We start from the raw sequence: 25,657 nt of genomic DNA on the forward strand, positions 1-25,657 counted from the left end.
AGTGGCAAGTAATATACAACCCGTCACTCGTTACTTGTCCCTCTATCCCACTTTCGCCCGCTTGGCTGCCTTGGCTCTCTGATTCGAATCCAGAATTCTTTTACGGATTCTGATATTTTCCGGCGTCACTTCGACAAGCTCGTCGTCATTGATAAAATCAAGAGCCTGCTCGAGTGTCATTTTTTTAGGTGGAGTAAGACGAACCGCATCGTCAGCACCTGAAGACCTCATATTGGTGAGCTTCTTGGTCTTGCATACATTCAGGGTAATATCGAACTCTCTGGTCGACTCGCCGACCACCATACCTTCATAAACCCTGATATTCGGTCCTATGAAAAAGGTACCTCGGTCTTCGAGACCGGCAATCGCATAGGCAACCGACTGACCGTTTTCCCCACTGACCAGTGCCCCTGTTTCTCTTGCAGGAAGCTTCCCTCTGAACGGTTGATAGTCATGAAACACATGCGAAAGCATCCCTTCACCCTTGGTATCGGTAGTAAACTCCTGGCTGTACCCTATCAATCCTCTGGTAGGAATCTCAAACTCGAGTCTGACCATACCACCTCTCAAAGTCTCCATGTGTTTCATTTCAGCCTTACGCCGTCCCATTTTTTCGATGACAACACCGTTGTATTCATCAGGCACATCGATCGTCACATGTTCGACCGGTTCGAGAAGTGTACCGTCCTCAGCTGTCCGAGTTATCACCTGAGGCCTTGAAATAGCCAGTTCGAACCCTTCACGACGCATGTTTTCTATCAACACGGAAAGATGCAGCTCTCCACGTCCCGAAACACGAAACGTATCGGCACTGTCAGTCTCCTCGACCTGCAGAGCGACATTGGTCATCACCTCCTTCATGAGCCGTTCGCGTATTTTGCGGCTTGTGACTTCCTTGCCTTCCTGACCGGCAAAGGGGGAATCATTCACCGAAAAAAGCATGGAAAGGGTCGGTTTACTGATTTCAAACGACTCGATCGCTTCAGGGCATGTTTCGAAAGCAAGAGTCTGACCGACATTGACACCAGCAATACCCGAAATAGCTATGATATCACCTGAAGTCGCCTCTTTCACCTCAACTCGCTGCGTCATATTAAAAGTAAAGAGTTTGGCGACGCTACCCTTGCCGACAATACCTTCATCGGTAACGACAGCGAGAGAATCACCGGGATGAACCTTTCCTCTGTGGATCCTTCCAACAGCTATTTTCCCCAAATAGTCGCTGTAATCCAGAGTGGTCACCAGCATCTGAAAATCATCTTCATCACTGTTTTCCGGTGACGGTATTTCTCCGATAATCATATCGAGCAACAGGCTCATGTCACCGTCAGAATCCTGCATGGAGGCTTTCGCTATACCGAATTTAGCCGAAGTGAATATGTAAGGGAAATCCAACTGATCCTCATCGGCTCCGAGCGCGATGAAAAGGTCGAGCACCTGATCGTGAACCTTATCGGGATCGGCCTGAGGACGATCTATCTTGTTGATAACGACGACCGGCTTGAGTTTCAGCTCAAGAGCTTTGCGGAGAACAAATTTTGTCTGCGGCATAGGTCCCTCGAACGCGTCGACAAGTAACAGTACACCATCGACCATTTTCAATATTCGTTCAACTTCACCGCCAAAATCAGCATGACCGGGTGTATCGACGATGTTTATCTTACACCCATTGTATACCGTTGCGGCATTTTTTGATAAAATGGTGATACCACGTTCTTTTTCCTGGGGATTGGAGTCGAGTACACGTGCATCGACTTGCTGGTTTTCTCTAAAAGCTCCTGTGTGGCGAAAAATTGCATCAACAAGGGTTGTCTTCCCGTGATCAACATGAGCGATTATGGCGATGTTGCGAATATTCTGTTTCATACTCATCTTTTTCGAGGCAAATATTTATATTTTATTTCGATTCGGGCGAATATACACTTTTTTTCTTGACTCTGTACAAGGTCTTTTCCAAACAGTCACTTCACCGGAAACTATCGGAATATTCATAAATACCCCTCATTGACATCTATGGACAACGAACTACTGAACAATACTCTACTTGTCGTACTTACCAGTCTGGTATCACTATTCTACGTCGTATCGGTAAGCCTTTACGGTTCTGATTTCTTCAAAGGAAACACTTTCGCAAAAACCTATAAACAGCCGGCACTCATTGTCACCATTGTCACGCACATCGCGTATATAGGTTTTCTCACTGCACCCGAAGGCTACAGACTGAATTATTCCATCTCGATGCTCATGACCATGGTTGCGCTGACACTCGCTGTGATCTATATGTTTATCGAGTTCTCAACGAAAACAGAAAAAACCGGTTTTTTTATCCTCTCTTTTTCCGCAGGGGCAGAAATTCTCGCCTCGATACTGCTTTTCACATCCTCAGGAGATGGCCCGAGCTTCAGTGGTCTGGGAATAGGCATTCACCTTCTTGCCGCGATATTCAGTTTCAGCTCCATTGCCATAGCGGGTCTTTACAGCTTCCTTTATCTCCTTTTGTTTCGCCAGATCAAAAACAACAAATTCGGCTTTCTTTTCGAGAATCTACCGAACCTCGAGGTTCTTGAACTACTAATCAAACATGCTGTCGCATTCGGCTTCCTGTTTCTTACCATCACACTTCTCGCAGGCGTCATAGGCTCGATTCAAACGTCGGAAATCATCAACCTTTTCGACACAAGACTTATAGCCCTCGTCATAATATGGATGTTTTACGGTTTCAGCCTTTTCATAAAAAAGCTTTTTGGCTGGGATACAATTCACATGGCGTATTTGCTTATTTTTCTTTTCGTTTTGACGACAACGCTCATTCTGCTAATGAGTATTTTTTCACCAACGTTTCACGGCCTGAGCTTTTAGCGTTTCCAACTTGATAATTTTTCAGCTTTGAGGTATATTGATTGTCATTACCTTTTGATAAAAGGCCAGCAATATCACATCGATTTCGGGCAAGTAACTAAATCATCACATCATGAACATTATTTCAGTTGGTGTAAATCACAAAACTGCACCTATTGAAATCCGTGAAAGAGTCTCTCTTTCGGAAGTTCAAGCCAAAGAATTCCTGACAAACCTGATCGACGATAACATAGCGCTGGAAGCCATGGTGCTTTCGACCTGCAACAGGACGGAGTTGTATGTTGTCCCAGGCATGGCGGAGGTTGATGGCAGATATCTGAAGGAATACCTCATCGCGTTCAGAAATGCTCATAACGAGGTTCGGCCCGAACACTTCTTCAACCGTTTCTACTGTAACACGGCAAGACACCTTTTCGAGGTTGCCAGTGCCATTGATTCGCTGATTCTCGGTGAAGGCCAGATCCTCGGACAGGTAAAAGACGGCTACAGAATAGCCGTCGAAGTGCAATCAGCCGGCATTCTTCTCACTCGTCTCTGCCATACTGCGTTCAGTGTAGCAAAAAAAGTCAAGACCAAAACCAAGATAATGGAAGGCGCAGTTTCCGTAAGCTACGCCGCAGTCGAACTTGCTCAGAAAATTTTCTCCAATCTTTCCATGAAGAAGATACTTCTGATTGGAGCAGGAGAAACGGGTGAACTTGCAGCCAGACATATGTTCCAAAAAAATGCGCGGAACATTGTAATCACGAACAGAACGCTTTCAAAAGCCGAAGCCCTTGCAGAAGAACTCGGCACCAACCAGGTACTTCCTTATGAATCATACAAGGAGCACCTTCATGAATTCGATATTATCATCACTGCGGTAAGTATAAAAGACTATGTGCTTACCGAGCCGGAACTGCAGCAGAGCATGCAGAAAAGGCGGCTCAAACCTGTTATAATCCTCGATCTTGGCCTCCCTCGTAATGTCGATCCTGAAATCGGCAAACTCAAAAACATGTTCCTCAAGGATATCGATGCTCTGAAACATATCATCGATAAAAACCTCGAACTGAGAAGAGCAGAACTACCAAAGGTTCAAAAAATCATCGATGAGGAGCTTGTCGGGTTCGGACAGTGGATCAATACCCTGAAAGTTCGTCCTACCATTGTAGACCTGCAATCAAAGTTCATTGAAATCAAAGAAAAAGAACTTGAGCGGTTCCGTTATAAAGTCAGCGAAGAAGAGCTTAAACGAATGGAACGTTTGACAGACAGGATTCTCAAGAAGATCCTGCACCACCCAATTAAAATGCTTAAAGCACCGGTTGATACAGCCGATACAATCCCAAGCAGAGTAAATCTTGTAAGGAACATTTTCGACCTTGAAGAACAAAACCAACGAACAAAGTAATCAGTTAAACGTTAATCAGTAATCGCATTGAAAAAGAAATTAATTATTGGTACCAGATCCAGCCCCCTGGCTTTGTGGCAGGCCGAATTCACCAAAGCCGAACTTTCGAAGCATTATCCAGAACTCGACATAGAGCTCAAGCTGGTTAAAACAACCGGAGATGTATTGCTTGACTCCCCGCTTTCCAAAATCGGCGATATGGGACTTTTCACAAAAGACATCGAGAAGCACCTTATAGCGAACGAGATCGATCTCGCTGTTCACAGCCTGAAAGACGTTCCGACCGAAACACCGGAAGGACTCATGCTTTCTGCCTTCACTGAAAGGGAAGACACCAGAGACGTGATCATTTCCAAAAACGGTGAAAGTCTCAAGACTCTCCGTCAAGACGCTAAAATAGCAACCAGCAGCCTCCGCAGAACATCTCAGCTTCTGAGCATGCGACCTGATTTTCAAATCGGAGACATACGAGGCAATCTGAACACACGGTTCAAAAAGTTCGATGAGAGTGATTTCGACGCCATGTTACTTGCATACGCTGGTGTTCACCGACTCAATTTCGGCGACCGCATTTCAGAAATCCTGCCTCATGAAACCATGTTGCCTGCAGTCGGCCAAGGTGCATTGGGAATTGAAACACGCTCCGATGACGAGGAGACGAAAGAAATCGTGAAAGTCATGAATAACTCGAACACCGAGTTCTGTACCAAGGCTGAACGCGCACTTCTCCGACACTTGCAGGGTGGTTGCCAAATCCCGATCGGCTCTTACGCGAGCCTGAAAAACGGAACGCTTCACCTGTTTGCATACGTTGGATCGGTTGACGGCAAACGAGCAATTCGTGATGAAATCACCCTGAAAAACTGCACACAACCAGAACAGGCAGAGCAAGCCGGAATTAACCTGGCAGAAGAACTGCTCAAGCTCGGTGCCAATGAAATCCTCGCTGAAATCAGAAAAACCTGCTGATGAAATCCGTTCTTGTCACAAGACCCAAACATCAGGCAGGCTCATTTGTAGAGGAACTGAAAAAATATAACCTGACCTCGGTTGTTTTTCCGACAATCGAGATCAGGCCAACTCTCGGGTGGACAATACCCGATGTTTCGGCATATAACGGTGCCTTTTTCACCAGCCCGAACAGTGTCCATTATTTTCTCGAAAGACTCGAAGACGAAGCACCTGAAAAGCTCGAGGAACTGAAGAAAATCAAGATTTTCGCAGTAGGAAAAACAACGGCAAAGGATCTCGCAGGCTACGATATCATAACGGAGCCGGTGCCAAAAGTAGCAGATGCTGTTAATCTAATGAAGGAAATCGACGCAAACGAAATCTTCGGGAAATCGTTTCTTTTTCTTCGCGGCAGTCTTTCACTCGGCATCATACCAGCAGCTATTGCCGAGCGAGGGGGGGCATGTGATTCTTTAACCGTCTATGAAAACCACCCTCCGGACCTCAGAGCCACGGAAAAAGTGAAAAAGATGGTCAATGATGGTGACATCGCATGTTTGTCGTTCACCAGCCCGTCTACAGCTCAAAACTATTTCAAGGCAATCGGTTCGACAACCCTGCCTCCCGATGTCCTGGTAGCGGCAATCGGTAATACAACGGCCAACGCACTAAAGGAACTGGGAGTAACCGTCGATATCGTTCCTGAATACTATGACGGTCCTCATTTTGCGAAAGCAATAGCGAACGCATTGAACAGTAGTGAGTCATGATCGGTTCAACCCTTCCCTCCCATATCTGAATCCTTGCCTTCTGTTGTATTTTCGTCAATTAGCGGACGTTTCCCGCCCGATGCTTCTTCCACCTGGCGCAACCGTTTTTGAATAGCTCGAGTTCTCACACCTACAAGCCGATCCAGTTCCGTTCCAGCTTGCGTGATCCTGTTCTGGGCTTTAACGAGAACCTCTCCGAAAGAAGCAAACTCACTCTTGACCTGAGCGAGAACTCTCCAGACTTCCCCGGTCCTTTTCTGTATCGCAAGCGTTCTGAATCCCATCTGCAGACTGTTCAATAAAGCAGCAAAGGTAGTAGGGCCGGCGACAATGACATTGAACTTGTTTTGCAGGGTTTCAAGAAGAACCGTATTACGAACAACCTCGGCGAAAAGACCTTCGGTCGGGAGAAACAATATCCCGAAATCGGTAGTTTCTGGAGGGTTCAAGTATTTATCACTAATATCTTTGGCACATCTCAGCATCTCTCCCTCAATTGCTTTTGTTGCAACCGCTATTTTCTTTTTGTCACCTGTTTCCGCAGCTTCGAGAAGTCGATAATAAGCTTCGAGTGGAAATTTCGAGTCTACAGGAAGATATACCACACCTTCCCCATCGTTTTTCCCCGGAAGCTTCACTGCAAACTCCACCTGTTCGCGCTGCCTTTTTCCGAGCATGACATTTTCCGCATATTGTTCGGGTGAAAGCAGATTCGCCAGTAAATGCCCAAGCTGCATTTCACCGAAAACACCTCTGACTTTGACGTTTGCAAGCACTTTTTTCAGATCTCCAACACCGGCTGCAAGTGTCTTCATTTCCCCCAAACCTTCATGTACTTGACGAAGCCGGTCACTGACCTGACTGAAAGATTCGGTCAATCGTTTTTCAAGGGTCGACTGTAACTTTTCATCCACGATCCGTCGCATCTCATCGAGTTTTACCTCATTTTTTTCCTGTAAAACCTGAAGCCGTTTTTCCACAGTGTCACGTATACTATCCAAGGTCCGTGATGTCTCATCTTTCAGCGCATCCTGCCTTGATAAAAGTTCACCGAAATTTCTCCGCTGCAGCTCATCCTGCTGCATAACATGCATCCTCATGCTGTCTTCAAAAGATTTCAAAGACGCCGATTGTTCGGTACGTCCCTCTTGAAACAATCGTGCAAGCTCTAACCTATTGCGCTGAAATTCGTTTTTCTGATCATTGCGTACCCGATCCAAATCAGTACGCAGCATAGCCTCACTTTGCTGCACAGCCTCTTTTGAAGCAGCTCTTGTACTGCCCCAAAAAAGGATGAGCAACACGATGAAAAGAAGAACGATAATAGCGATAAGAAAATAAATTGTCATAAAGCACAGTCACCTCATTATGAAAATGAATCCAAAGCGGATGATGAACGGAATAGGTCAAAATCCGATCTCCGATATCGAAAAACGGACAATAACATTTATCAAGGGACAAAAGGGGAAATCAGACAATGGCAGCGACGAGCTTGCTCCCGATTAACCGGTTGGCACTTACCAATCCCTGACCGTAAATTGTAGTTTGGCCGGTATAGTCAAAACAACAGCCCCCGGCCTCCTGCACTATCGGAATAAGAGCGGCACAATCCCAAGGACTCATAATCTTGTCGACAGCCACCTCGGCTCTTCCGGACGCAACAAGCATGTGACCGTAACAGTCACCCCACCCCCGAACCAGCCCGGCATCATGACGAAGACTGTCTACAGGATGCTCGGAAACAGGCTCGAGGAGGTACTCTTTCTCGGTAAAAACCACCGTTGCCTCCCGATAATTCGATATTCCCGAAACATGTATTGAATCGCCGTTCAAAAACGCACCCGAACCTGTTTCAGCGTAATACATCTCGTCGAGAGCAGGAAAATTGACAACTCCTATCTTCATCTCACGGTCGATTTCCAGACCTATCATGACACCATAAAGAGGCACCCCATGTATAAAGGATCGTGTACCATCGATCGGGTCGAGAATCCAACGACGCCCGTTAGCGGAAATCTTCTCTTCAAACTCTTCACCGAATATCCCGTCATCTGGAAAAACATCGGTAATTCCATCTCTTATCAGCTCCTCCGCTTTTCTATCCGCTTCGGTGACCGGAGAATCATCCCTTTTGGCATCGACCTTGAGAGATTTGCTCCGGTAGAACGAGAGAGTCAAATTCCCTGCTTCTTCCGCCAGCCTCAGAGCCAGTTGCATGTCTTCGGTCATACCACTATGGTCCTTTACCATTGTATAACAGTGTTATTCTTTATACCTGCAACGAAATAAGCAGTCACTCCCGAAAAGGGTCGAATAAAGCCACTCTTTCCAATATACGGAAAGCATTTCAAAGGCAGGCCCCGACTACCGAATCCATTGGCTGATTTTCATCAATAACACCCTCGTATCAACCGGTTTGATGAGATAGTCATTCATACCCGCATGCATGGCTTCTTCTATCGAAGCCTCATCCGAGTCACCGCTGAGGCCGATTACGGGTAAAGACGCCAGCTCCTGATTCTCAGACTGACGAATGTGAGCTGTTGCGTTGATACCATCAGACAATGGCATTCTAAGATCCATCAAGACAAGATCGAAAGAACCTTTCTCGAGTTTTTTCAGCGCTTCTATTCCATCGACGGCTTCATCGATTACAATACCTTGTTTCTCAAGAACGGTTTTCAGTGCAACTCGATTGAAAGAAGAATCATCTGCTATAAGCAGTGATTTCCCCTTAAGACTTTGTAAAGACAATTTCTGTTGAAAAATACCGGCAAGCTGCCTGATGAGTTCCGACTGCAAACAAGGCTTTGTAATAATCCCCTGCATCCCGGCTTTCTTTGTCTTGCTACGTGCGATATAATACGGTATTGCCGTGTAGGCCACTATCGGAACAATGGCGTTTTTGCTGCCCACCTCCCCTCTTCTAATCATTTCAGCCGCCTTATAGCCATCCATCAAAGGCATCTTAAGATTCATGATAACGAGATCATGCGGGTTTTCCGATAGCTTTTGCAAAGCCTCTTCCCCATCGCCAGCTTCTTCCACCAAAACACCAAGTGCCAGGAGGATTTCTTTCACCCCTTCTCTATCTTTGCGTTCATCATCAACTATGAGAATACGCTTGTTTTCGAAAAGCGACTTGTTCGCAGCGATAAGTTCGTCACGCCTTCGTTGCAATTCATCAGTAGAAATCACAGGAAAGTCCAGAACAAATTCGGTGTACTGCCCCACAACGGAATTACAGGTGATATCACCTCCAAAAGCCTGCATGACCCGCTTGCAATAAGAAAGGCCAAGTCCAGTCCCACCTTTTTTACCTGAAGTAAAATAGGCATTGAAAAGCTTGTCAAGATTTTCAGGCGGGATTCCCGGACCGGTGTCCATGACTTTTACCCTGTTGAACTGTGTCCCCTTCTCGAGAGTAATGTAAATCTTCGATTTCGGATAGGACTTGAGAAAATATAATGCGTTCATCATTAAATTGAACAGAACAAATACATACATGGTCTCTCCAACCTTGAACACAAAATCCTCTTTATTGTCGAAGACGACCTTCTCCCGCTCCTCAATTGATTCAAACCCATACTCATCGATAGCTTTCTGGGTTATCACAGCCGCAGAAGCATACACGAAACTGGTTGTATCTATGGGTTTTTCCCTTACTTCATCAAGAATCATGGTGATGACCTGTGACCCTCGTTTCACGGCCATCTTGCTTTGCGCAACGTGCCGATATAACTTGTCAAGGGTAAAATCATTGATTGGGGCGGAAAGTCTTCCAGGCTGATAACCTGGCAGGTTCTGTTCAATAGCCTCGAGGTTATATTTCACCTGACCGAGCGGATTGCGCATTTCATGGGCTATACTACCGGCAAGTGCTTGTGTGGCGGAATTTTTTTCCTGAGCGATCTGCCCTTGCTTGTTACTGTAACTGAAAACATATCCGGCCACAATCGTAAAAAAAACTACGATCGAGTAGAGAGGGATATTGAAATCCGGATTGAGTTGAACACCGGGAGATGTTATGAGAAAAAAAAGAACCGCTGCGACAACTCCAACCAGAAGATCGAACAAAAAAACCAACCAGTTCGGAACGTAGGCGATGAGGATGAAAATCATGAAAATCTCCCAGTACAGCCAGAGCTCGTGAAAATCATTTTTCAGCAGATATGCTGTAAATATGAACGGCAGCACAAATATCAACATGATATGCCAATAGACAGCAAAATACTCCCCGAGAAAATCCGGATATCTGAGTTTCACCAACGCAATCAGGCAAAGCAGTGTCGCCGTAATACGAAGAGCGAAACTCTCGTATGGCAGATGAAATGCATATTTGAAAAGGAAATAGTATAAAAAATGTGCTGGTGCTCCCAGAAAAACTGCCGTTACAATGTTAAAGCGTGAAATCTGTGTTCCTTCATGAACAGCAGATTTTATATAACTGACAAAATTCATACTAGGGGTACTTGTGTATCAATTTTTGCACCGCTTCCTCTGCAGACCTGAAACATGCCTCTATCGAAGCGCCTCTCCAGTAATCACCTGTGAGACCAATGCTGTTATGAAATGCGTCGAGGGTACCGTGCATCTTTTGAAGAAGCTTATAATGATAAGGAGAATATGCACATAATCCAGGATCAAGATACTTATAAACGTAATTATGTTTACTATTTCCCTTTACATTAAAATAGTCTTCGATAGTCTTTTCAGCAATTGCTATGACTTTTTCAGGATTTGTGCTCGGTGCTATCATTTTTCTTGCTTTATCGCCACTAAACGTATACCGGACAAGGCTCAGATCATTGATACCGTAAGCGCCGGCATTGCTCAGTGGAGAAGTTCGGTCGAAAACCATTGCACGGTGATCGTGCTTGAAGACGTCGTACTGATACTGAACGACCGCAACCGCTACCGGATAATAAGTCACCTTTTCAAGTAACTCTGACAGTTTCGGGTTGGAGTGCCCAAAAAGAGGAGCCGCTTTCGATGCGGGCAGTGCGAGCAGAACTTTCTTATACGTTAACTCCTCGCACTTACCCTTATTGAAGCCTTTGATGATAACCTTTGAAGAAGCAGGCTCAAAAGCGAGATGCTCTACATCATAACCGGTAAAAAAACGGGTACGCTGCGTACCGGTATAAAACGCTTGTATAAGACTTGACATGCCTCCCTGCAGCTGCTCGTAACTATCAAGAGCCAAAGCAAGGTTTGAGCCAAAATTCCCCGGGTAGCACTCTTCTGGTTCAGCCCCATTCATCCTGACGGTAACCGGACGAATAACATGCTGTGAACATCGCTCACCAAAATAAACCGACAATGAACCATGATCGTTTTGTTCGGCGATGCTGTTGAAAAAGTCACTGTTCAAAACACCTTGCTCATGATCACTTTTAACTGCCTTGACAAGTGGAGACAACTTGAAAAAACCTTTCAAACCACTGAGATAAACAAGGCGCATCAAATTACGGAGTTTGGCTTTTTCCTTACTGATCTTGATCACTCTCCCACCGACAACTTGAGATGTATTGAAGCCAAACTGTTCAAAAGGCAGATCACCATAATCTTTCACAAAACAGCGAAATCGCCTGTAATTTTTACCGATGTTTTTCCCCCCGAAATCAACGATGCGCCCATCGAGTACTTCACTACCTATACGCCCACCGATTGATTGGGCAGCATCGATGAGATCAACGTCAATATTCTGTTGATTCAAATAGTATGCTGCCGCAATACCAGATATCCCACCCCCGATCACAGCAATATCAGCCATCAGATAACTCCCACGGTATTTTGCACTGACATGATTTTCGAATCGTACTGTTTTTTGTGTCGAGCCTGTACTTTTTCAGTCCTGATCCTGTAATTGACATATCTGGACTTGTCAGGGAAAGCCTTGCCTTTCAATAAAGCACTGGATGCGAGTTTTCCCCATTGAAAAATTTCGCAACTGACAAAAACATCCCCATTGCTGTCAGCGGAGTTAAATGAAAACGGAGTATACGTTCTGACGACAATCGGCGCAGTCAGCTCCAAAAAATTGTAAAACCCGGAATCGTAGGTCAGCAAAGCTATTGTACCTTCCTCAGGTAAACCTCCAGATATATGCGTGGTTGCAATTGACGCCTGGCGCATAGCTTCAAGCAAGAGAAGACCTTGTACATGATCGGAATCGTGATCAAACTGAATCTCCCTTGTCTGATCATACATATTGAAGTACAGGAAATTCCCTTTACTATAGTAGTCAGAAATCAAAATATTCGCATCTTTCTTCTTATGCACGTACCGTTTGTCCAAAACAGGAGCAACTGCATCATCTTCTTTCATAGCCAATGGACTGTGCATCAGTGATGCGATGTCCAGTGGTATTCTGTTAATAAATTTACCGAGTTCTGTGTCTACCTCATGGTTTTGAACATATTCTTCAGCTTGCCTGTACGTAATTGATTTAACCTTTCTGGAGAGCAACGGATTGCTGTTTTCAAAATCTTTTGAAAGATATACCTCTGAAGTTTCACCCAAAATACCGATATAACAGAGAACCTCCTCGAAAGTAGAAGCAACGATTTTTTGTGCTCCTTGTCGCTCTTCAGGTAAAACGTCTCCATCAAATACCAAAACGTACGGTTTTTGATAACAGTTATCCGTAAATTTTCCTCTACCGTTTTTTCTATGTAATCTACCATTCCTCGATGAGCGCAAAACCGTCTCTTCCGGAAAAACCGAAGATGAGCATTGTACACTTGAAATCGAAGACCCCGTCATCTGTTCCTGTAACATGTTTCACCCCTCCTTCATTAATTGGATTTGAACAAATATTAATTCAACCACCGACTCACTTTTTATCAGAGTATACTGCTTTACAAAAGTAATTAACAAGTGTTAATTACTTTGCATTTAGTGACAAATTAAATAATTAGGTTGCTTCTCTTTACTAAATAATTGTAAAATCTGCACTTTTGACCACAAAGATGCCTCCTGAGAGCTATGTACCAGCCATCTCAGGGTTATTTTCTTTTATTGTATGAAAAAAACATGCGTCTCTTTTTGATACCAGGATAGCAAAGGGTTAAAAACTCTCACATTTTTGATGTATTCAACCAGCAACGCCTCTTGTTTCAGAAAAACACGAGCGTATCTTTCCGCGTTGAATCGATAAGCAGAAAATGATTTTGAAAGAAAAAAAGCACTGTGCCCTGGTGAATCAGAAGCCCCTGATAAGACACAGAACGAGATGAAGGGAAAAACCGAAAGAGAGCAACTCAGGATTTACTTAATTTTCCATTTTTCAATCATGTTCAGCAGCACAACACTATCGACAGGTTTCAAGAGATAATCGTTCATACCGGCGTTCAGCGCTTTCTGAATTTCCTCTTCACCCGACTCACCACTAAGCCCGATAATGGGAACCTGTTTTTTACGCCCCGGCATATTGTTTCGAATGAGTCTCGTTGCCTCTATTCCATCGAGTTCCGGCATCTGGATATCCATGAGTATCACATGAAAATCATCCAGTTCCAACTTTTCAACCGCCGCTTTTCCACTGATAGCCTCGCTGACACTGACGTTGTGCTTTTCAAGAATACTTTTGAGAACATATCTGTTGAAAGAGGAATCGTCGACAATCATCACATTAACGCCGGAAAAATCCCTTTTCCCGACTGTATATTCACCATTGAAGATCGATGCAAGAAGGTTGATCAATTCAGACTCGGTAACCGGCTTCGAAATAAAGGCCTGCATGCCAACTTTTTCTGTTTTTCCTCTCGCTATATAGGTTGGAACAGCTGTATGTCCAATAATGGGCACATTTTTCATAGTGTCACCCGCCTTACCACGCCGGATTTCTTCTGTAGATTCGTAGCCGTTCATAACGGGCATGCTCAGGTTCATCAATACAACATCATATCGCTTTTTTGTGAGCATTTCCAACGCCTCTTGACCATTTCCCGCCTCATCGACTATAACATTGAACGGCTCGAGGAATTGCTTGACCGGCTCCCTGTCCGGCAATTCATCGTCAACGAGCAAAATAGACTTGTCCTCGAAGATATCGCGGTAGCGGGAAACCATCCACGACCTGAACCTGACGAGTTCCTGGCCACTGACAACAGGAAAATCCAAAGTGAATTCCGTATACTCATGTTGCATGGAATCACAGGTTATATCGCCGCCAAAAGCCTTCATAACTCTTTTACAATAGGCGAGGCCCAAACCTGTACCTCCCTTTTTGCCCGATGTAAAAAAGGCATCGAAGAGCCTACCCAGATTTTCCGGGGGAATACCAGGCCCGGTATCCCTAACAGAAACTCTGTTGAATGAACTGCCTTTTTCCAGCCGAACGGTAATATGCGCGTCAGGATAGTTTTTTATGAAATAAAACGCATTCATAATCAGGTTGAACAGAACAAACACATACATAGTCTCATCGGCCTTGATGAGAAAATCGCCGCTGCATTCCAGAGAAAGTTTTTTCCTTTCGGCCTCGGATTCATAACCATATTCATCGATCGCTTTTTTGGTAATCCCCTCGGCTGAAATATATGTGAAACCGCTCGTGTCGATAGGCTTGTCTTTAACTTCATCGAGAATCATGTCGATAACCTGCCCGCCTCTACTGACCGCCATCTGCCCCTGAGCAACCCGTAGGTAGATGTTGTCCAAACCTTGAGCGGTGATACACTCGTACACCTTATCCGCATGGTATATCGGCAGTTCTTCCAAAATACTCTGAAAACTGAACTTCACCTGCCCCAGAGGATTTCGCATTTCGTGAGCGATACTTCCGGCAAGAGCCTGAAAAGCCGAATTTTTTTCCTGTGCGACAATTCCTTTTCGATTGCTATAACTGAACACATAGCCTGCAACTATTGAAAACACGACAAGAAGCACATAGGGAGCCATGTCAAACTGCGGATCGAGGACAATAAAAGGAGGTGTGAGGAAAAAAAACACAATAGCTGCACCCACCCCAATGAACAGATCGAAAAGAAACACCAATGGGTTGGGCACAAAGGAAATGAGGACAAAAATCATGAAAATTTCCCAGTAAATCCAGGCTTCATGAAAATTGTTCTTCAATACCATGACAGTAAGGATGAAAGGCAGTACGAAAATGAGCATGCTATGCCAGTAAACCGGAAAGTATTTGCCGAGAAAATCCGGATTTTTGAGCTTGAAAAGCCCGACAAGACAGAAAGCTACTGCGATAAGACGCAATGCAAAGTTGTCATAAGGAAGCTGAAAGATATACTTGTAGGCAATGTAGAAAGAAAGATGTGCTGGCGCCCCGAGAGCTGCGGCGGCCATGATGTTAAAACGCGAAACCTGCGTCCCCCTGTTGAACGACGACCGTATGAATTCAGCTATTTTCACAGCACTCCTCCCGGTACCGACCTGTCACCAAACGCTGTTTTCAGGAAACGTTTCTTCGTAAACCTCGTAAACAATGATTCGGCTGAACGGCCAATAGCCAAAAAGTTACCGGTAACGACATGCAAGCGACATTGACAAAGAAAAATGTAGTGATACATACCGCTATGTGCTTAGAAAATGGGGGAAACAAATAGCTTAGACCGCCAAAAGAAAAATAAAAAAACTCTCTTAGGGAACAATGTCCACAAGATGTATAAAGAAAGAAAAAAAATCCCGAACATGTTTGCTTGAAAAAGATATTTTCAGGAATAACGCTGCAAAGGCTTCCTTAACAGTCCTTGACTGCCGATAACGCCTGAAGAGATTTTATTCGCAAAGCTTCCCGATGTTTTTAGTTTTTCGTATTTTTGGCTTTTCAGTAAACCAAATCAATCCAGCAACATGAGTCAGACAGATTTATTGAATATTGTACACCGACCGAGAAGACTTCGCAGAACTCCTGCAATCAGAAACCTTGTAAAGGAAAACACCTTATCGAAAAGTGACCTTGTTTTCCCACTGTTCGTCTGCCCCGGCACCAACGTGATAGAAGAGGTCACCTCGATGCCTAACAGTTTCCGTTATTCTATCGACAATGCGGTAAAAGAATGCAAGGAACTCTGGGATCTGGGTATACAGGCGATCGATCTGTTTGGCATTCCGGAAGAAAAAACCGAAGACGGCCGCGAAGCATATAATGACGACGGCATCATTCAGCGAGCTATCCGTGCCATAAAAGAGGCCGTACCGGATCTTTACATTATGACCGATGTTGCTCTCGATCCGTTCACTCCGTTCGGTCATGACGGTCTGGTAAAAGACGGGATCATCCTCAATGACGAAACTGTTGAAGTGCTTTGTAAAATGTCGATATCACATGCAAAAGCAGGGGCAGACATGGTCTCACCAAGTGATATGATGGACGGCCGTATCGGAGCGATCAGGGAAGCACTGGACGACTCGGGACATTCGGATGTCGGCATTCTTTCCTACTCGGCAAAATACTCTTCGAGCTTCTACGGACCGTTCCGTGATGCGCTTCACTCGGCACCGCAGTTCGGCGACAAATCCACGTACCAGATGGACCCCGCAAACTCCGATGAAGGGATGAAAGAAATCGAACTCGATATCATGGAAGGCGCTGACATTGTCATGATCAAACCCGGCCTTGCATATCTCGATATCGTCTACAGAACCAAAGAAAGGTTCGACGTTCCGGTTGCCGTATACCACGTTTCAGGCGAGTACTCGATGGTGATGGCCGGAGCGGAAAAAGGTTGGATAGACGGCGACAGAGTCATGATGGAATCACTGGTTGCAATGAAGCGTGCCGGTGCCGATATCATCTTCACTTACTATGCAAAAGAAGCAGCGAAAAGACTGTCCTGATCAGTCTCGGCACTTTAAGTTCTCTACTATGTTCCGGCTGCATGCCTGCAGCCGGTTTTTTTTGCCTAACAGAACCGTAATACAGGCTTACGCATTAAACGCGCAGCCGTACAGAAAAACTACATGATCAGATACTTTACAGCAGGAGAATCACACGGCCCGGCGCTCTCGGCGATCGTTGAAGGTCTACCTTCGGGAATAACGGTTACCCCTGAGGATATCAACAATGAACTGGCCCGGCGCCAACAGGGGCACGGAAGAGGCGGACGAATGAAAATCGAGACCGATAAAGCGGTTGTGCTGTCGGGAATACGTTTTGGCAAAACCATCGGTTCACCGGTTGCGCTGCAAATAGAAAATCGGGACTGGAAAAACTGGACCGTAAAAATGGCTCAGTTCGAAAAACCGAGTGAGGATATTCCGGCAATCAGCATACCGAGACCCGGCCATGCGGACCTTACCGGCATGATCAAGTACGGCTTCGAAGATATCCGGCCGGTGATAGAACGTGCATCCGCGCGTGAAACCGCAGCACGAGTCGCCGCCTGTTCTCTTGCAAAAACATTTTTGAGATCAGCCGGAATCCAGATAGGGAGTTATGTTTCCTCTATCGGTCCAGCCGGACAAACGGCACCGTCGTCCCGTCTTGAAAACCTGCTTGCCGAAGGTGCAGAGACGCTGGCAAAAGAAGCCGACACTTCCCCTGTACGCATGCTGGAAAAAACAGATGAAGAAAAAGCCGTTGCCGCGATCGACAAGGCAAAAGAAGAGGGAGATACGCTTGGCGGCATCATCGAGCTGTTTATCACCGGGGTTCCGATGGGCTTGGGATCTTATGTCCAGCACGACCGTAGACTCGATGCGGAACTTGCTGCCGCACTCATTTCGATACAAGCAGTAAAAGGCGTTGAAATCGGTACAGCGTTCGACAACGCAAGAAATCCCGGATCACAGGTACATGACGAGCTTTTTACAGGTGCTGCACATGGCCCTTCCCGCAAAACAAATCGGGCGGGTGGCCTTGAAGGAAGCATGACAAACGGCTCAATCATTCACCTCAGGGCTGCAATGAAGCCCATTGCCACACTGATGTCACCGTTGCATTCATTCGACATAACCTCGATGGAAGCCCATCTCTCCCACATAGAACGGAGTGATACCTGTGCGGTTCCCGCCTGCAGCGTTATCGCCGAAGCCGTTGTAGCGCCGGTCATAGCCAATGCTTTATTGAAGAAAACAGGTGGGGACCATCTCGTAGAGATTCTCGAAAGACTCGAAGAATACAGAGCGGAAATAACCACGAAGTTCAAACGGTGACCGCAAAGGATCAGTCCTGACGCCGTTTGGCGCTCAGGCGCTGATTCATCTCCAGTGACGGTTCAGCTACTTCGGTCCGGCCGACAATCTGTGCAGGAACTCCAGCAACGGTATAATGTGGCGGCACATTATCGAGCACCACGCTACCAGCCCCGACTTTAGCACCTTCTCCAATTTCAACATTACCGAGAATCTTGGCCCCTGCCCCTATCAGGACAGATTTTCTTACCTTCGGATGACGGTCTCCGGTTTCCTTGCCTGTTCCTCCAAGCGTCACTTCGTGCAGAATCGAGACGTTGTCTTCGACTACGGCTGTTTCACCGATAACAAGACTCGTAGCATGATCGAGTAGGATTCCCATACCTATCTTCGCCGCAGGATGTATATCAACCGCGAACACCTCTGACATCCTGTTTTGCATGAGATAAGCCATCGGTTTGCGATTATTGTTCCACAACCAGTGCGCCAGACGGTGAGCCTGCAGAGCCTGAAACCCCTTCAAAAACAGCATAATCTCGAAATAATTGACTGCTGCAGGGTCTCTGTCGAGCGTTGCCGTGAGATCGAACACCGCTTTGTCAACCACTTCAGGGTTCAATCCGTAAAACTCGTCGAACAGATTCTGAAGAACCTGAGGAGGAAAATGTTTCGATGCGAGCTTTACAGAAAGCAGCATGGCAAGAGCTGATGCAAAATCATCGAAGCTCAGAATATGCTGCTCCAGAAAATGCTTCATGCAAGGCTCCCGCTCACTTTCACGCCTTGCTTCAGAACGAATAATCGACCATATATGTTCTGCAGTCATGTTTGCTTGTACTGATTAACAATAATAAACCGGCTCAATACCGGGGCAAACGTAAGAATGACCAGCTTATATCGAAACACGGCAATACTTAACCGTCATTCTTTTCATTGCCGAACCTCTTACCAAAACCGTTCCCTGTTACTAGTCACCCTCAATAAAAGCTTTTATCCACAGAAAGTTTCAGGCATTCGGCAAATCACCCGCAATCCAGGTGATTTTTCTATCCGTTCCGCAAACAAACATAACAAGGCAGCAACAACTCAGCAACCATTCCTACACACTCACCTCGATACTATCGATCCGGTACAGTCGTATAGCGAGGGAGCACTCCATGCGTCGTTACCATACTGAAGACTCTGAAACCGCCAATCTCAGAGTATCGGAACCATGACAGGCGTCAACCCTATCAACAACCTGCAGAAACGCCTGTGCATCCATAGCCCCCTTATCTTCATCGAATAGCCAAGGTGTAACACATCTCCCGATACAGGAACAAAGCAGACCGGTACAATCCCCGCATTTTTTACAAGCACACCTTTCATGGCACATATCTTTCAGTACCGTCAGCGCACACCGCACGGTTTCCGGTGAATTCCATGCTGTAACCTGCATGAAAACTGTACGTCAACCTTTCTTCCCGTATCATGGATTTTCAAACGAACCAGAGTGGACAAAGACAGTTACAACGCTGGCGAGCAACCCTTGTTCGCGTAACGCAACGGTACGTTTCGATACAAAACTTTACAAAAGCGTGTTCCAGATCCTCTATCCTCGTAACCTTCAACCCAGGCACAGGCACTCTCTTCCTGAGTGAAACCGCATGTAAAGCTCTCTCTATCGGGTCTTATGGATAACGTATGTCACGATCCCCCAGACAAGAAAATCGGAGTCCCCGGTTACAATGATCGGCTTGAACTTCTCGTTAGCCGGTATCAGACACAACCCGGCATCATGTCTTCCGATACGTTTCACTGTAAACTCTCCGTCGAGAAAGCATACCGCGATATCCCCTTCTTTCGGATCAAGTGACTTGTCGATAACGAGAATGTCTCCTTCATCGATACCTGCCTCAACCATGGATTTCCCCTTGACCCGACCATAAAACGTAGCGCTCGGATGACGGATCAACGCCTTGTTCAAGTCCAGTTTCAGTTCCAGATGATCATCCGCAGGCGATGGAAACCCGGCGGAAATTTCCGACGAGGCAAGCGGTAGCTCGAGCTCCTGCTCAACATCGGCGGAATAAAAATCGATCGAGGGATCATTGTGTATTTTTACCAGTCTCATCATGCTATACGTCTTTCCCATACAATACACATAATCCCCTTAACAGGCAATCGACGCAGGAAATGTTGAATCTCCCATTCTTCCATGCCCCGGCAACCTCTATTTTTCCGTGCCCTATTCCCTCGACTGTTGCTGAAAACCTTTTTTTTCCGTACACTTCGCCATTCTGAAGTACACCATTATATTTGAGCGATGATAATATCACGAAAAATCGAACTTGATTACGGCCACACGCTACCCAACAGTTTCTCATTCTGCAACCAATTGCACGGGCACAGAGGCATAGTGGTTGCAACGGTTGAAGGGAAGATTATCGACCGGGAAGGAGATCCGCAGGAAGGTATGGTAATGGATTTCAAGTTCCTCAACGATATCATGATGAAGCACGTTCATGACGTGCTCGATCACGGTTTCGCCGTCTGGAAAAACGACCACGAAGACCTTGCATTCATCACGAAACGCAACAAACGCGTGGTGATCACCGATGAACCCCCAACGGCCGAGTGTCTGGCCAAGTGGGCTTTCAACCAGATCATGCCTCACCTTCCGGAAAATGTCACGCTCAAAAACCTTCGCTGGTACGAAACACCCAACAACTGGGCGGATTACGAAGGATAGTAAGTTAAGTCATTTATAAAAAAACTTTATTTCCGAATACATTGTAATATTGTACAAAAACGGTACAACTATTTTCACTTTTACAAAAAGAGGCCGTCTCAAAAGGACGGCCTCTCGTATTTCGAGCGAACAATCGTTTGTCGTTCAGCTGCCCTTCCTGGTCGTTATCTCGAGCCAGAACAGCGAAATCCGTACCTCTATTCCACGGTGAGTCAGAGCTTTTCTATTAAAGGATCTTTCATACAGACGGGCAAAAAAAGTTATCGCACTATCCCCGAATAAATCAGAAAAAACGTCATACCCGTGCTCACCAAATATATCGCTGCATAAACCTTTTCTCTCAGTCCCTTGAAAAAGAGGTGATGTACTCCTTCGAGGAACGAATAAACCAGTATAGAGGAGACAAGATATATCATGAAATCTGTAATAATGTTAGAGTCCGCTGCCGTTGACATTATTACAACAAAAAGCATACCACTCCGTAATTGGAGCAAAAAGCAAAAAAATAACGTAGATTAATTTTAAGATGCAATTTGTGAAACAACTGTTTCATCTCAAAAAGATACAGACATGAAAATTCACAACTGCCCACCATTCCAATGCATTTTCTTGATGGAAACAACTAAAACCGCACAGGCAGCTTGAGAAAAACAATAAATAACTTATAATTAAAATTAAGGTTACAATGATCAACCGCATTTTCAACGCATAAACGCATAATCAATAAATAGTCTTCATCAGACTATTATCTCCCACCCCCTTAAACCGTTTGTTTTCATGATATCTTTTTTTGAGGAATATCTGATACTATTGGAAGTTGGAGCCTTTATTTTAGTTTTCATTATATTTGCAATTATCTGGTGGCGAACCAAATAAAGGCATTTTCTTTCCGAAATAGATCCCCCTTTCATGGGAACCATATACGACTATACAGACGGAACCGTGCTGGAAGATATTGCAAAAGCACTTCATGTGTTTCGAAAAAATGATGGTTCTCTCGCCAATACCGAGATCGGGCAACGAATGCTGGATAACATCAAAAAGTTCGAACCGGTCATCATAACGATCGAACAGGCTATGGATCGCATCCGTAATGCATCAACCGTTGCGATAGGAGAGAGAGTCTGCAGATCACTGCATACCGATTCCATATTTACGGAGTCGGTATTTCTCGATGAATTGGCCGAGGCAATGATCCAGAAAGGCGTTGCCGAACCATGTACAGCTGATGAAGCGGAGCAAACGATGAGCAAGTACTCGAAACATCCGCTCATCATCTCGAAAGTTTCGGGAAGGCATCAGGAAATCTGCCGTACTCATCCACCTGAATGCGTTTATTGGATAGCGCAGAAAAAAGGGCTTACCTGCTTGACACGAATAAAAGCCGAAGATCAATCATTACCTGCCGGCACCCAGTAAACCTCCCCGTCCTGAAGTGTTACCGTTTTAAATTTCCCTGACCCGAGCAGTTGCCTGATCACGAACTCAACCCGATCGGGTTCGTCAGTGATGAGTTCATCGAGGGCGTGACGAAGTTCGCGTTCCTGAAGCGGATGACGCTTGGTGATCGCAATGACCGTTTCAATGATATCGGTAGTGCTCTTCAGGCTCATACTTCCTTTTACCGGATGAACCACTTGAACAACAGGTGATAAAATGAGACGCGCCCTTGCAACAGCATTTTCGGATGGAAGACGAACACTGGACTCGGTCGAAGGACGGGTAGGAAGCACAAGATGCACCGTGTCCGGTCGTATCTTTTCAAGTACTGCTGCGATATCCTGTAAAGCTTCAGCAGAATCATTCATGCCCGCTATCAGCATGACTTCAACCCAGAGCTTTCCAGGATATACATTGCGAAATGCGATCAGTCCCTCGATATGTCGCTCATAGGTGAACCCCGGAGCGGGCCTGTCAATACGATCGAACAGTTCCGCAGAGCCTGCATTCAATGACGGCAGCACGGCATCGGCCTGCAGTAGATCATCGCGTACCTCTTCGAAAGAGAGTAGCGAACCGTTGGTAATGACCGCAACCGGAATGTCGGTTACTTTTTTTATCTCCTGGATCAGCCATCCCAGGCCTTTGTAAAGCGTCGTCTCACCGGAACCGACAAAGGTTATCCAATCAATCGCAGCAGAACCATCGACGGCCTGTTTTATTTCTGCAAGTATCTCTTCACGGGGGAAAAATTCCCGGCGTTCAGTAACGTATATCCGGGTTTTTCCAAGCTGACAATAGATGCAGTTCCATGTACAGCTTTTCGAAGGCAGTACATCGACACCGAGGGACTGCCCAAGCCGTTTGGAGGATACTGGTCCGAAAACATGCTTCATGAAAAAAACCTTGATTCATTGAGGTACCGGGCTGCTTATGCGTCAACAAGCGCTACACGCCATAATGTCTTACTATCCCGCAAAATCATAGTCCCTGTAGCGACTTTGACCGATTTCAAAAGGTTGACCGGAAAATGCTGCAGAAAGAAGACCGTCGGTCACTAATCAACTCCGCTCGAGGCAAGCACCTCTGCAATTTTGACCTTGCTTTCCGCTTCAAATTCGTCCTGCGATATCAGTGGCAACAGTGCACTGGCCACTCCAAATGCAATGATCTCGAGCCCGAAAATGGTTGCATACGACCACATGTAATTTCCGGAAAAAGCATAAACGACATCCCGGATTATACCCGCCCCGAAGTGCCCTATAAACATCGCAAGGCTTTGCGCCGTCCCCCATAGGCCGATATAGACTCCGCTTCTTCCTGCTGTCATGGTCATCATCATGGTAATGTTGGCGACACTTGCTGCGCCGAGCCCTATTCCAGCTATAACAAGACCGACTCGAAGAATGGTTTCATCAAGCATGAAACCGGAGAATATAATAATGGAGAAACCAACGATGCAGAACATGTTGCCGATAAACGCTCCTCTTTTTTTCCCGATTCTATTGAGCAGAAAACCAACAAGCAGCATGAAAACAAGCTGCATTCCCCCCATCGTCGGTCTGAACAACTTTGTGGTGACTCCTACCGGCATACCGAAGACATCCGCACCAAACGGCTCCATAACGATTTCGCATGAAAAAAGCGCTATAATAGCGACCAGAATATAGAATGCGAACAGTAGCGTTTTCGGTGAAGATGAGAGTAATTGTATCGACTGCCCAAATGTCAAAGCCTCCTCGGTCTTGCCTTTTTTTACCGAAGAGTTCCTTTCTTCAACTCCGGTAAAAGCGAAAATAGCGATTCCAAGAGCGATCATCCCCCCTACGAAAGCGACATTCATAAGACGTTCGGGTGTATAGACATCGAGATAATTCCCTACGACACGTGCAGAAACTATCGTCGTCAGTACCATCAACGTCCAGCTCGCAGAGGTTACCTTGCCGATATGCTTGTCACCGACATAATCCGCAATAAGAGCATAATAGGCCGTCGTCGCAACTTGGAGACCGAATCCGAAAACCAGAAAAATAACAACCAGTTTCAGAAGCCCGACATCCTGAACCATTGCAGGCAGAAATTCGGCTAACCCTACACCTGCGATTTTCACCTCATACGCCGCCATGGGAGAAAGAATGAAAGAAAACACACAACATAGCAGGCCGAGAAGGATATAAGGTGAACGCTTGTATCCAAAAAGATGGGATTTATCCGACATGTTTCCTGCCCAAACCTTCACACCGAAGACAGCAAGCAGTTCCTTAAGGCTGATAAGCCCGAAAACAATGGTTGAAGAAATACCGAGATCTGAAGTCATCACACGATTCAGTGTATCATGCAGAAACCCCAACATGATACCGAATCCCATTTGAAAAAGTGCAAGTCGGACAAGATTGAACTGCCTCATAAATCAGCCTGTAAGAAATTCACCATAGAGAAAAAACACGATGCATAATTTACACAAAAGCAGCTCTTTTCTAAACAGCGATGCTCACCGCCGTCGAAAAGGAAGACGAATTAACGTAGAGAACACATATTCCTGACTTCCTGATGGCGAAAGCAATCGGTCACGTGATCGTTAACCATGCCGATGGCCTGCATGAACGCATAACAGATAGTTGAGCCGACAAAGCTGAAACCCTGACGTTTGAGTTCCTTGCTCATTCGATCCGATTCTTTTGAAAAAGCCGGCACATCTTCAACGAAGCGCCATTTGTTCTGTATGGGCTTGCCGTCCACAAGATCCCAGACAAAACCCGAGAAGGACCCATGCCGCTCCTGAATGGCAAGGACACCCTGCGCATTTTTGATTGTCGACTCGATTTTCCGCCGGTGTCTCACAATTCCGGGGTTACCGAGCAACCGCTCGATATCCTGCCTGCCATAACCTGCAACCTTCTCGAAAGCGAACGAGTCGAATGCCTGGCGATAGTTCTCACGCTTTCGAAGAATCGTGATCCAGCTAAGCCCTGCCTGAGCTCCTTCCAATACGAGCATTTCAAACAGTTTCCGATCGTCGAACACCGGAACACCCCATTCATTATCGTGATATGCCACGTAAAGCGGATCGTCTCCACACCAGACGCACCTTTTTTTCATCGATAGTTTACAAAAGGTTACAGCAAAATCGTTACCACAGGCAAACTAAGAAATTACATGCTACTGGTCACTTGAAAAAAATTTTGCCCCCCCTATCGGAAACCTGACCATAACTTGCAAATCAAACCTATTTTGGTTATTGTGACTACAGCGAATCATCTTAGGGGTGCTTTGCGGGGGTAGCCCGCGGGCTGAGAACATACCCTTGTAACTTGATGCAGGTAATGCTGTCGCAAGAAAAGATGAAGCTTGTTGATACTCTTCATGCTTCTCTCTCCTTCGAACGGAACCTGCCGGCAGTTTTTTTAGTCT

The 25,657-nt window shown here is 45.8% G+C and carries 21 protein-coding genes and 1 riboswitch; of the genes, 8 read left to right on the top strand and 13 right to left on the bottom strand.

Annotation, left to right across the window (positions count from 1 at the left end; genetic code table 11):
* Positions 1–42: 42 nt before the first annotated feature.
* Positions 43–1,872 carry a translational GTPase TypA gene (gene typA, locus QZ209_RS08670; protein ID WP_294346995.1) on the bottom strand — a complete coding sequence of 610 codons (1,830 nt, stop codon included), beginning with the start codon at positions 1,870–1,872 and terminating at the stop codon, positions 43–45.
* Between the two features lie 141 nt (positions 1,873–2,013).
* On the opposite strand from typA, the gene ccsA reads away from it, so the two are divergent.
* From ccsA to QZ209_RS08690, 4 genes are all read left to right on the top strand, one after another.
* Positions 2,014–2,859, top strand: a complete 846-nt coding sequence (gene ccsA, locus QZ209_RS08675; RefSeq protein WP_294346997.1) for a cytochrome c biogenesis protein CcsA — start codon at positions 2,014–2,016, stop codon at positions 2,857–2,859.
* 112 nt (positions 2,860–2,971) lie between these two features.
* On the top strand, positions 2,972–4,252 hold the full coding sequence (gene hemA, locus QZ209_RS08680; RefSeq protein WP_294346999.1) for a glutamyl-tRNA reductase: 1,281 nt from the start codon (positions 2,972–2,974) through the stop codon (positions 4,250–4,252).
* A gap of 27 nt (positions 4,253–4,279) precedes the next feature.
* A complete protein-coding gene (hemC, locus tag QZ209_RS08685) occupies positions 4,280–5,221 on the top strand; it encodes a hydroxymethylbilane synthase (protein WP_294347000.1) in 942 nt (313 codons plus the stop codon).
* Positions 5,221–5,973 (top strand): uroporphyrinogen-III synthase, encoded by a 753-nt coding sequence (locus QZ209_RS08690; protein WP_294347002.1) that lies wholly within the window; start codon positions 5,221–5,223, stop codon positions 5,971–5,973. Before hemC ends, QZ209_RS08690 begins: the two co-directional genes overlap by 1 nt.
* A gap of 5 nt (positions 5,974–5,978) precedes the next feature.
* On the opposite strand, the gene rmuC is transcribed toward QZ209_RS08690, so the two are convergent.
* The 6 genes from rmuC to QZ209_RS08720 form a co-directional block, all read right to left on the bottom strand.
* Positions 5,979–7,322: a DNA recombination protein RmuC gene (gene rmuC / locus QZ209_RS08695; protein ID WP_294347004.1), complete on the bottom strand. Its 1,344-nt coding sequence runs from the start codon at positions 7,320–7,322 to the stop codon at positions 5,979–5,981.
* A 121-nt stretch (positions 7,323–7,443) separates the two neighbouring features.
* Positions 7,444–8,202, bottom strand: coding sequence for a histidinol-phosphatase (hisN, locus tag QZ209_RS08700; protein WP_294347005.1), 759 nt, complete (start codon positions 8,200–8,202; stop codon positions 7,444–7,446).
* 135 nt (positions 8,203–8,337) lie between these two features.
* Positions 8,338–10,434 (bottom strand): hybrid sensor histidine kinase/response regulator, encoded by a 2,097-nt coding sequence (locus QZ209_RS08705; protein ID WP_294347006.1) that lies wholly within the window; start codon positions 10,432–10,434, stop codon positions 8,338–8,340.
* A 1-nt stretch (position 10,435) separates the two neighbouring features.
* Complete coding sequence (locus QZ209_RS08710; protein WP_294347007.1) at positions 10,436–11,749, bottom strand: FAD-dependent oxidoreductase; 1,314 nt, start codon at positions 11,747–11,749, stop codon at positions 10,436–10,438.
* The gene (locus QZ209_RS08715) at positions 11,749–12,756 is read right to left on the bottom strand and encodes an AfsA-related hotdog domain-containing protein (RefSeq protein WP_294347009.1); all 1,008 of its coding nucleotides are present in this window, start codon (positions 12,754–12,756) and stop codon (positions 11,749–11,751) included. The genes QZ209_RS08710 and QZ209_RS08715 overlap by 1 nt, the downstream gene beginning before the upstream one ends.
* Positions 12,757–13,245: 489 nt before the next feature.
* On the bottom strand, positions 13,246–15,351 hold the full coding sequence (locus QZ209_RS08720) for a hybrid sensor histidine kinase/response regulator (RefSeq protein ID WP_294347010.1): 2,106 nt from the start codon (positions 15,349–15,351) through the stop codon (positions 13,246–13,248).
* Between the two features lie 441 nt (positions 15,352–15,792).
* Here QZ209_RS08720 and hemB point away from each other — a divergent pair, with 441 nt between their 5' ends.
* Together hemB and aroC are read left to right on the top strand one after the other, a co-directional pair.
* A complete protein-coding gene (gene hemB, locus QZ209_RS08725) occupies positions 15,793–16,779 on the top strand; it encodes a porphobilinogen synthase (RefSeq protein WP_294347012.1) in 987 nt (328 codons plus the stop codon).
* A 123-nt stretch (positions 16,780–16,902) separates the two neighbouring features.
* The gene (gene aroC, locus QZ209_RS08730; RefSeq protein WP_294347013.1) at positions 16,903–18,096 is read left to right on the top strand and encodes a chorismate synthase; all 1,194 of its coding nucleotides are present in this window, start codon (positions 16,903–16,905) and stop codon (positions 18,094–18,096) included.
* Between the two features lie 10 nt (positions 18,097–18,106).
* Here aroC and cysE read toward each other — a convergent pair whose 3' ends face one another.
* The 3 genes from cysE to umuD form a co-directional block, all read right to left on the bottom strand.
* Positions 18,107–18,901 carry a serine O-acetyltransferase gene (gene cysE / locus QZ209_RS08735; protein WP_294347014.1) on the bottom strand — a complete coding sequence of 265 codons (795 nt, stop codon included), beginning with the start codon at positions 18,899–18,901 and terminating at the stop codon, positions 18,107–18,109.
* A gap of 339 nt (positions 18,902–19,240) precedes the next feature.
* Entirely contained in the window at positions 19,241–19,513 is a 273-nt protein-coding gene (locus QZ209_RS08740; protein ID WP_294347018.1) for a hypothetical protein, read from the bottom strand.
* A 222-nt stretch (positions 19,514–19,735) separates the two neighbouring features.
* Positions 19,736–20,188, bottom strand: a complete 453-nt coding sequence (gene umuD, locus QZ209_RS08745) for a translesion error-prone DNA polymerase V autoproteolytic subunit (protein ID WP_294347062.1) — start codon at positions 20,186–20,188, stop codon at positions 19,736–19,738.
* 192 nt (positions 20,189–20,380) lie between these two features.
* Between umuD and QZ209_RS08750 the strand changes: the two genes are divergently transcribed.
* The gene (locus QZ209_RS08750) at positions 20,381–20,806 is read left to right on the top strand and encodes a 6-carboxytetrahydropterin synthase (RefSeq protein WP_294347019.1); all 426 of its coding nucleotides are present in this window, start codon (positions 20,381–20,383) and stop codon (positions 20,804–20,806) included.
* 909 nt (positions 20,807–21,715) lie between these two features.
* Positions 21,716–22,225 (top strand): hypothetical protein, encoded by a 510-nt coding sequence (locus QZ209_RS08755; RefSeq protein ID WP_294347021.1) that lies wholly within the window; start codon positions 21,716–21,718, stop codon positions 22,223–22,225.
* On the opposite strand, the gene QZ209_RS08760 is transcribed toward QZ209_RS08755, so the two are convergent.
* The 3 genes from QZ209_RS08760 to QZ209_RS08770 form a co-directional block, all read right to left on the bottom strand.
* Entirely contained in the window at positions 22,198–23,142 is a 945-nt protein-coding gene (locus QZ209_RS08760; protein ID WP_294347022.1) for a radical SAM protein, read from the bottom strand. The two genes, QZ209_RS08755 and QZ209_RS08760, sit on opposite strands and share 28 nt — an antisense overlap.
* Positions 23,143–23,303: 161 nt before the next feature.
* Positions 23,304–24,653 (bottom strand): BCD family MFS transporter, encoded by a 1,350-nt coding sequence (locus QZ209_RS08765; protein WP_294347024.1) that lies wholly within the window; start codon positions 24,651–24,653, stop codon positions 23,304–23,306.
* A gap of 110 nt (positions 24,654–24,763) precedes the next feature.
* Positions 24,764–25,345 carry a DNA-3-methyladenine glycosylase I gene (locus QZ209_RS08770; RefSeq protein ID WP_294347025.1) on the bottom strand — a complete coding sequence of 194 codons (582 nt, stop codon included), beginning with the start codon at positions 25,343–25,345 and terminating at the stop codon, positions 24,764–24,766.
* Positions 25,346–25,497: 152 nt separating this feature from the next.
* Positions 25,498–25,601, top strand: a riboswitch (TPP riboswitch).
* Positions 25,602–25,657: the final 56 nt, after the last annotated feature.

Origin of the sequence: Prosthecochloris sp. (assembly GCA_015482705.2) — a bacterium.
Taxonomy (GTDB): Bacteria; Bacteroidota; Chlorobiia; order Chlorobiales; family Chlorobiaceae; genus Prosthecochloris.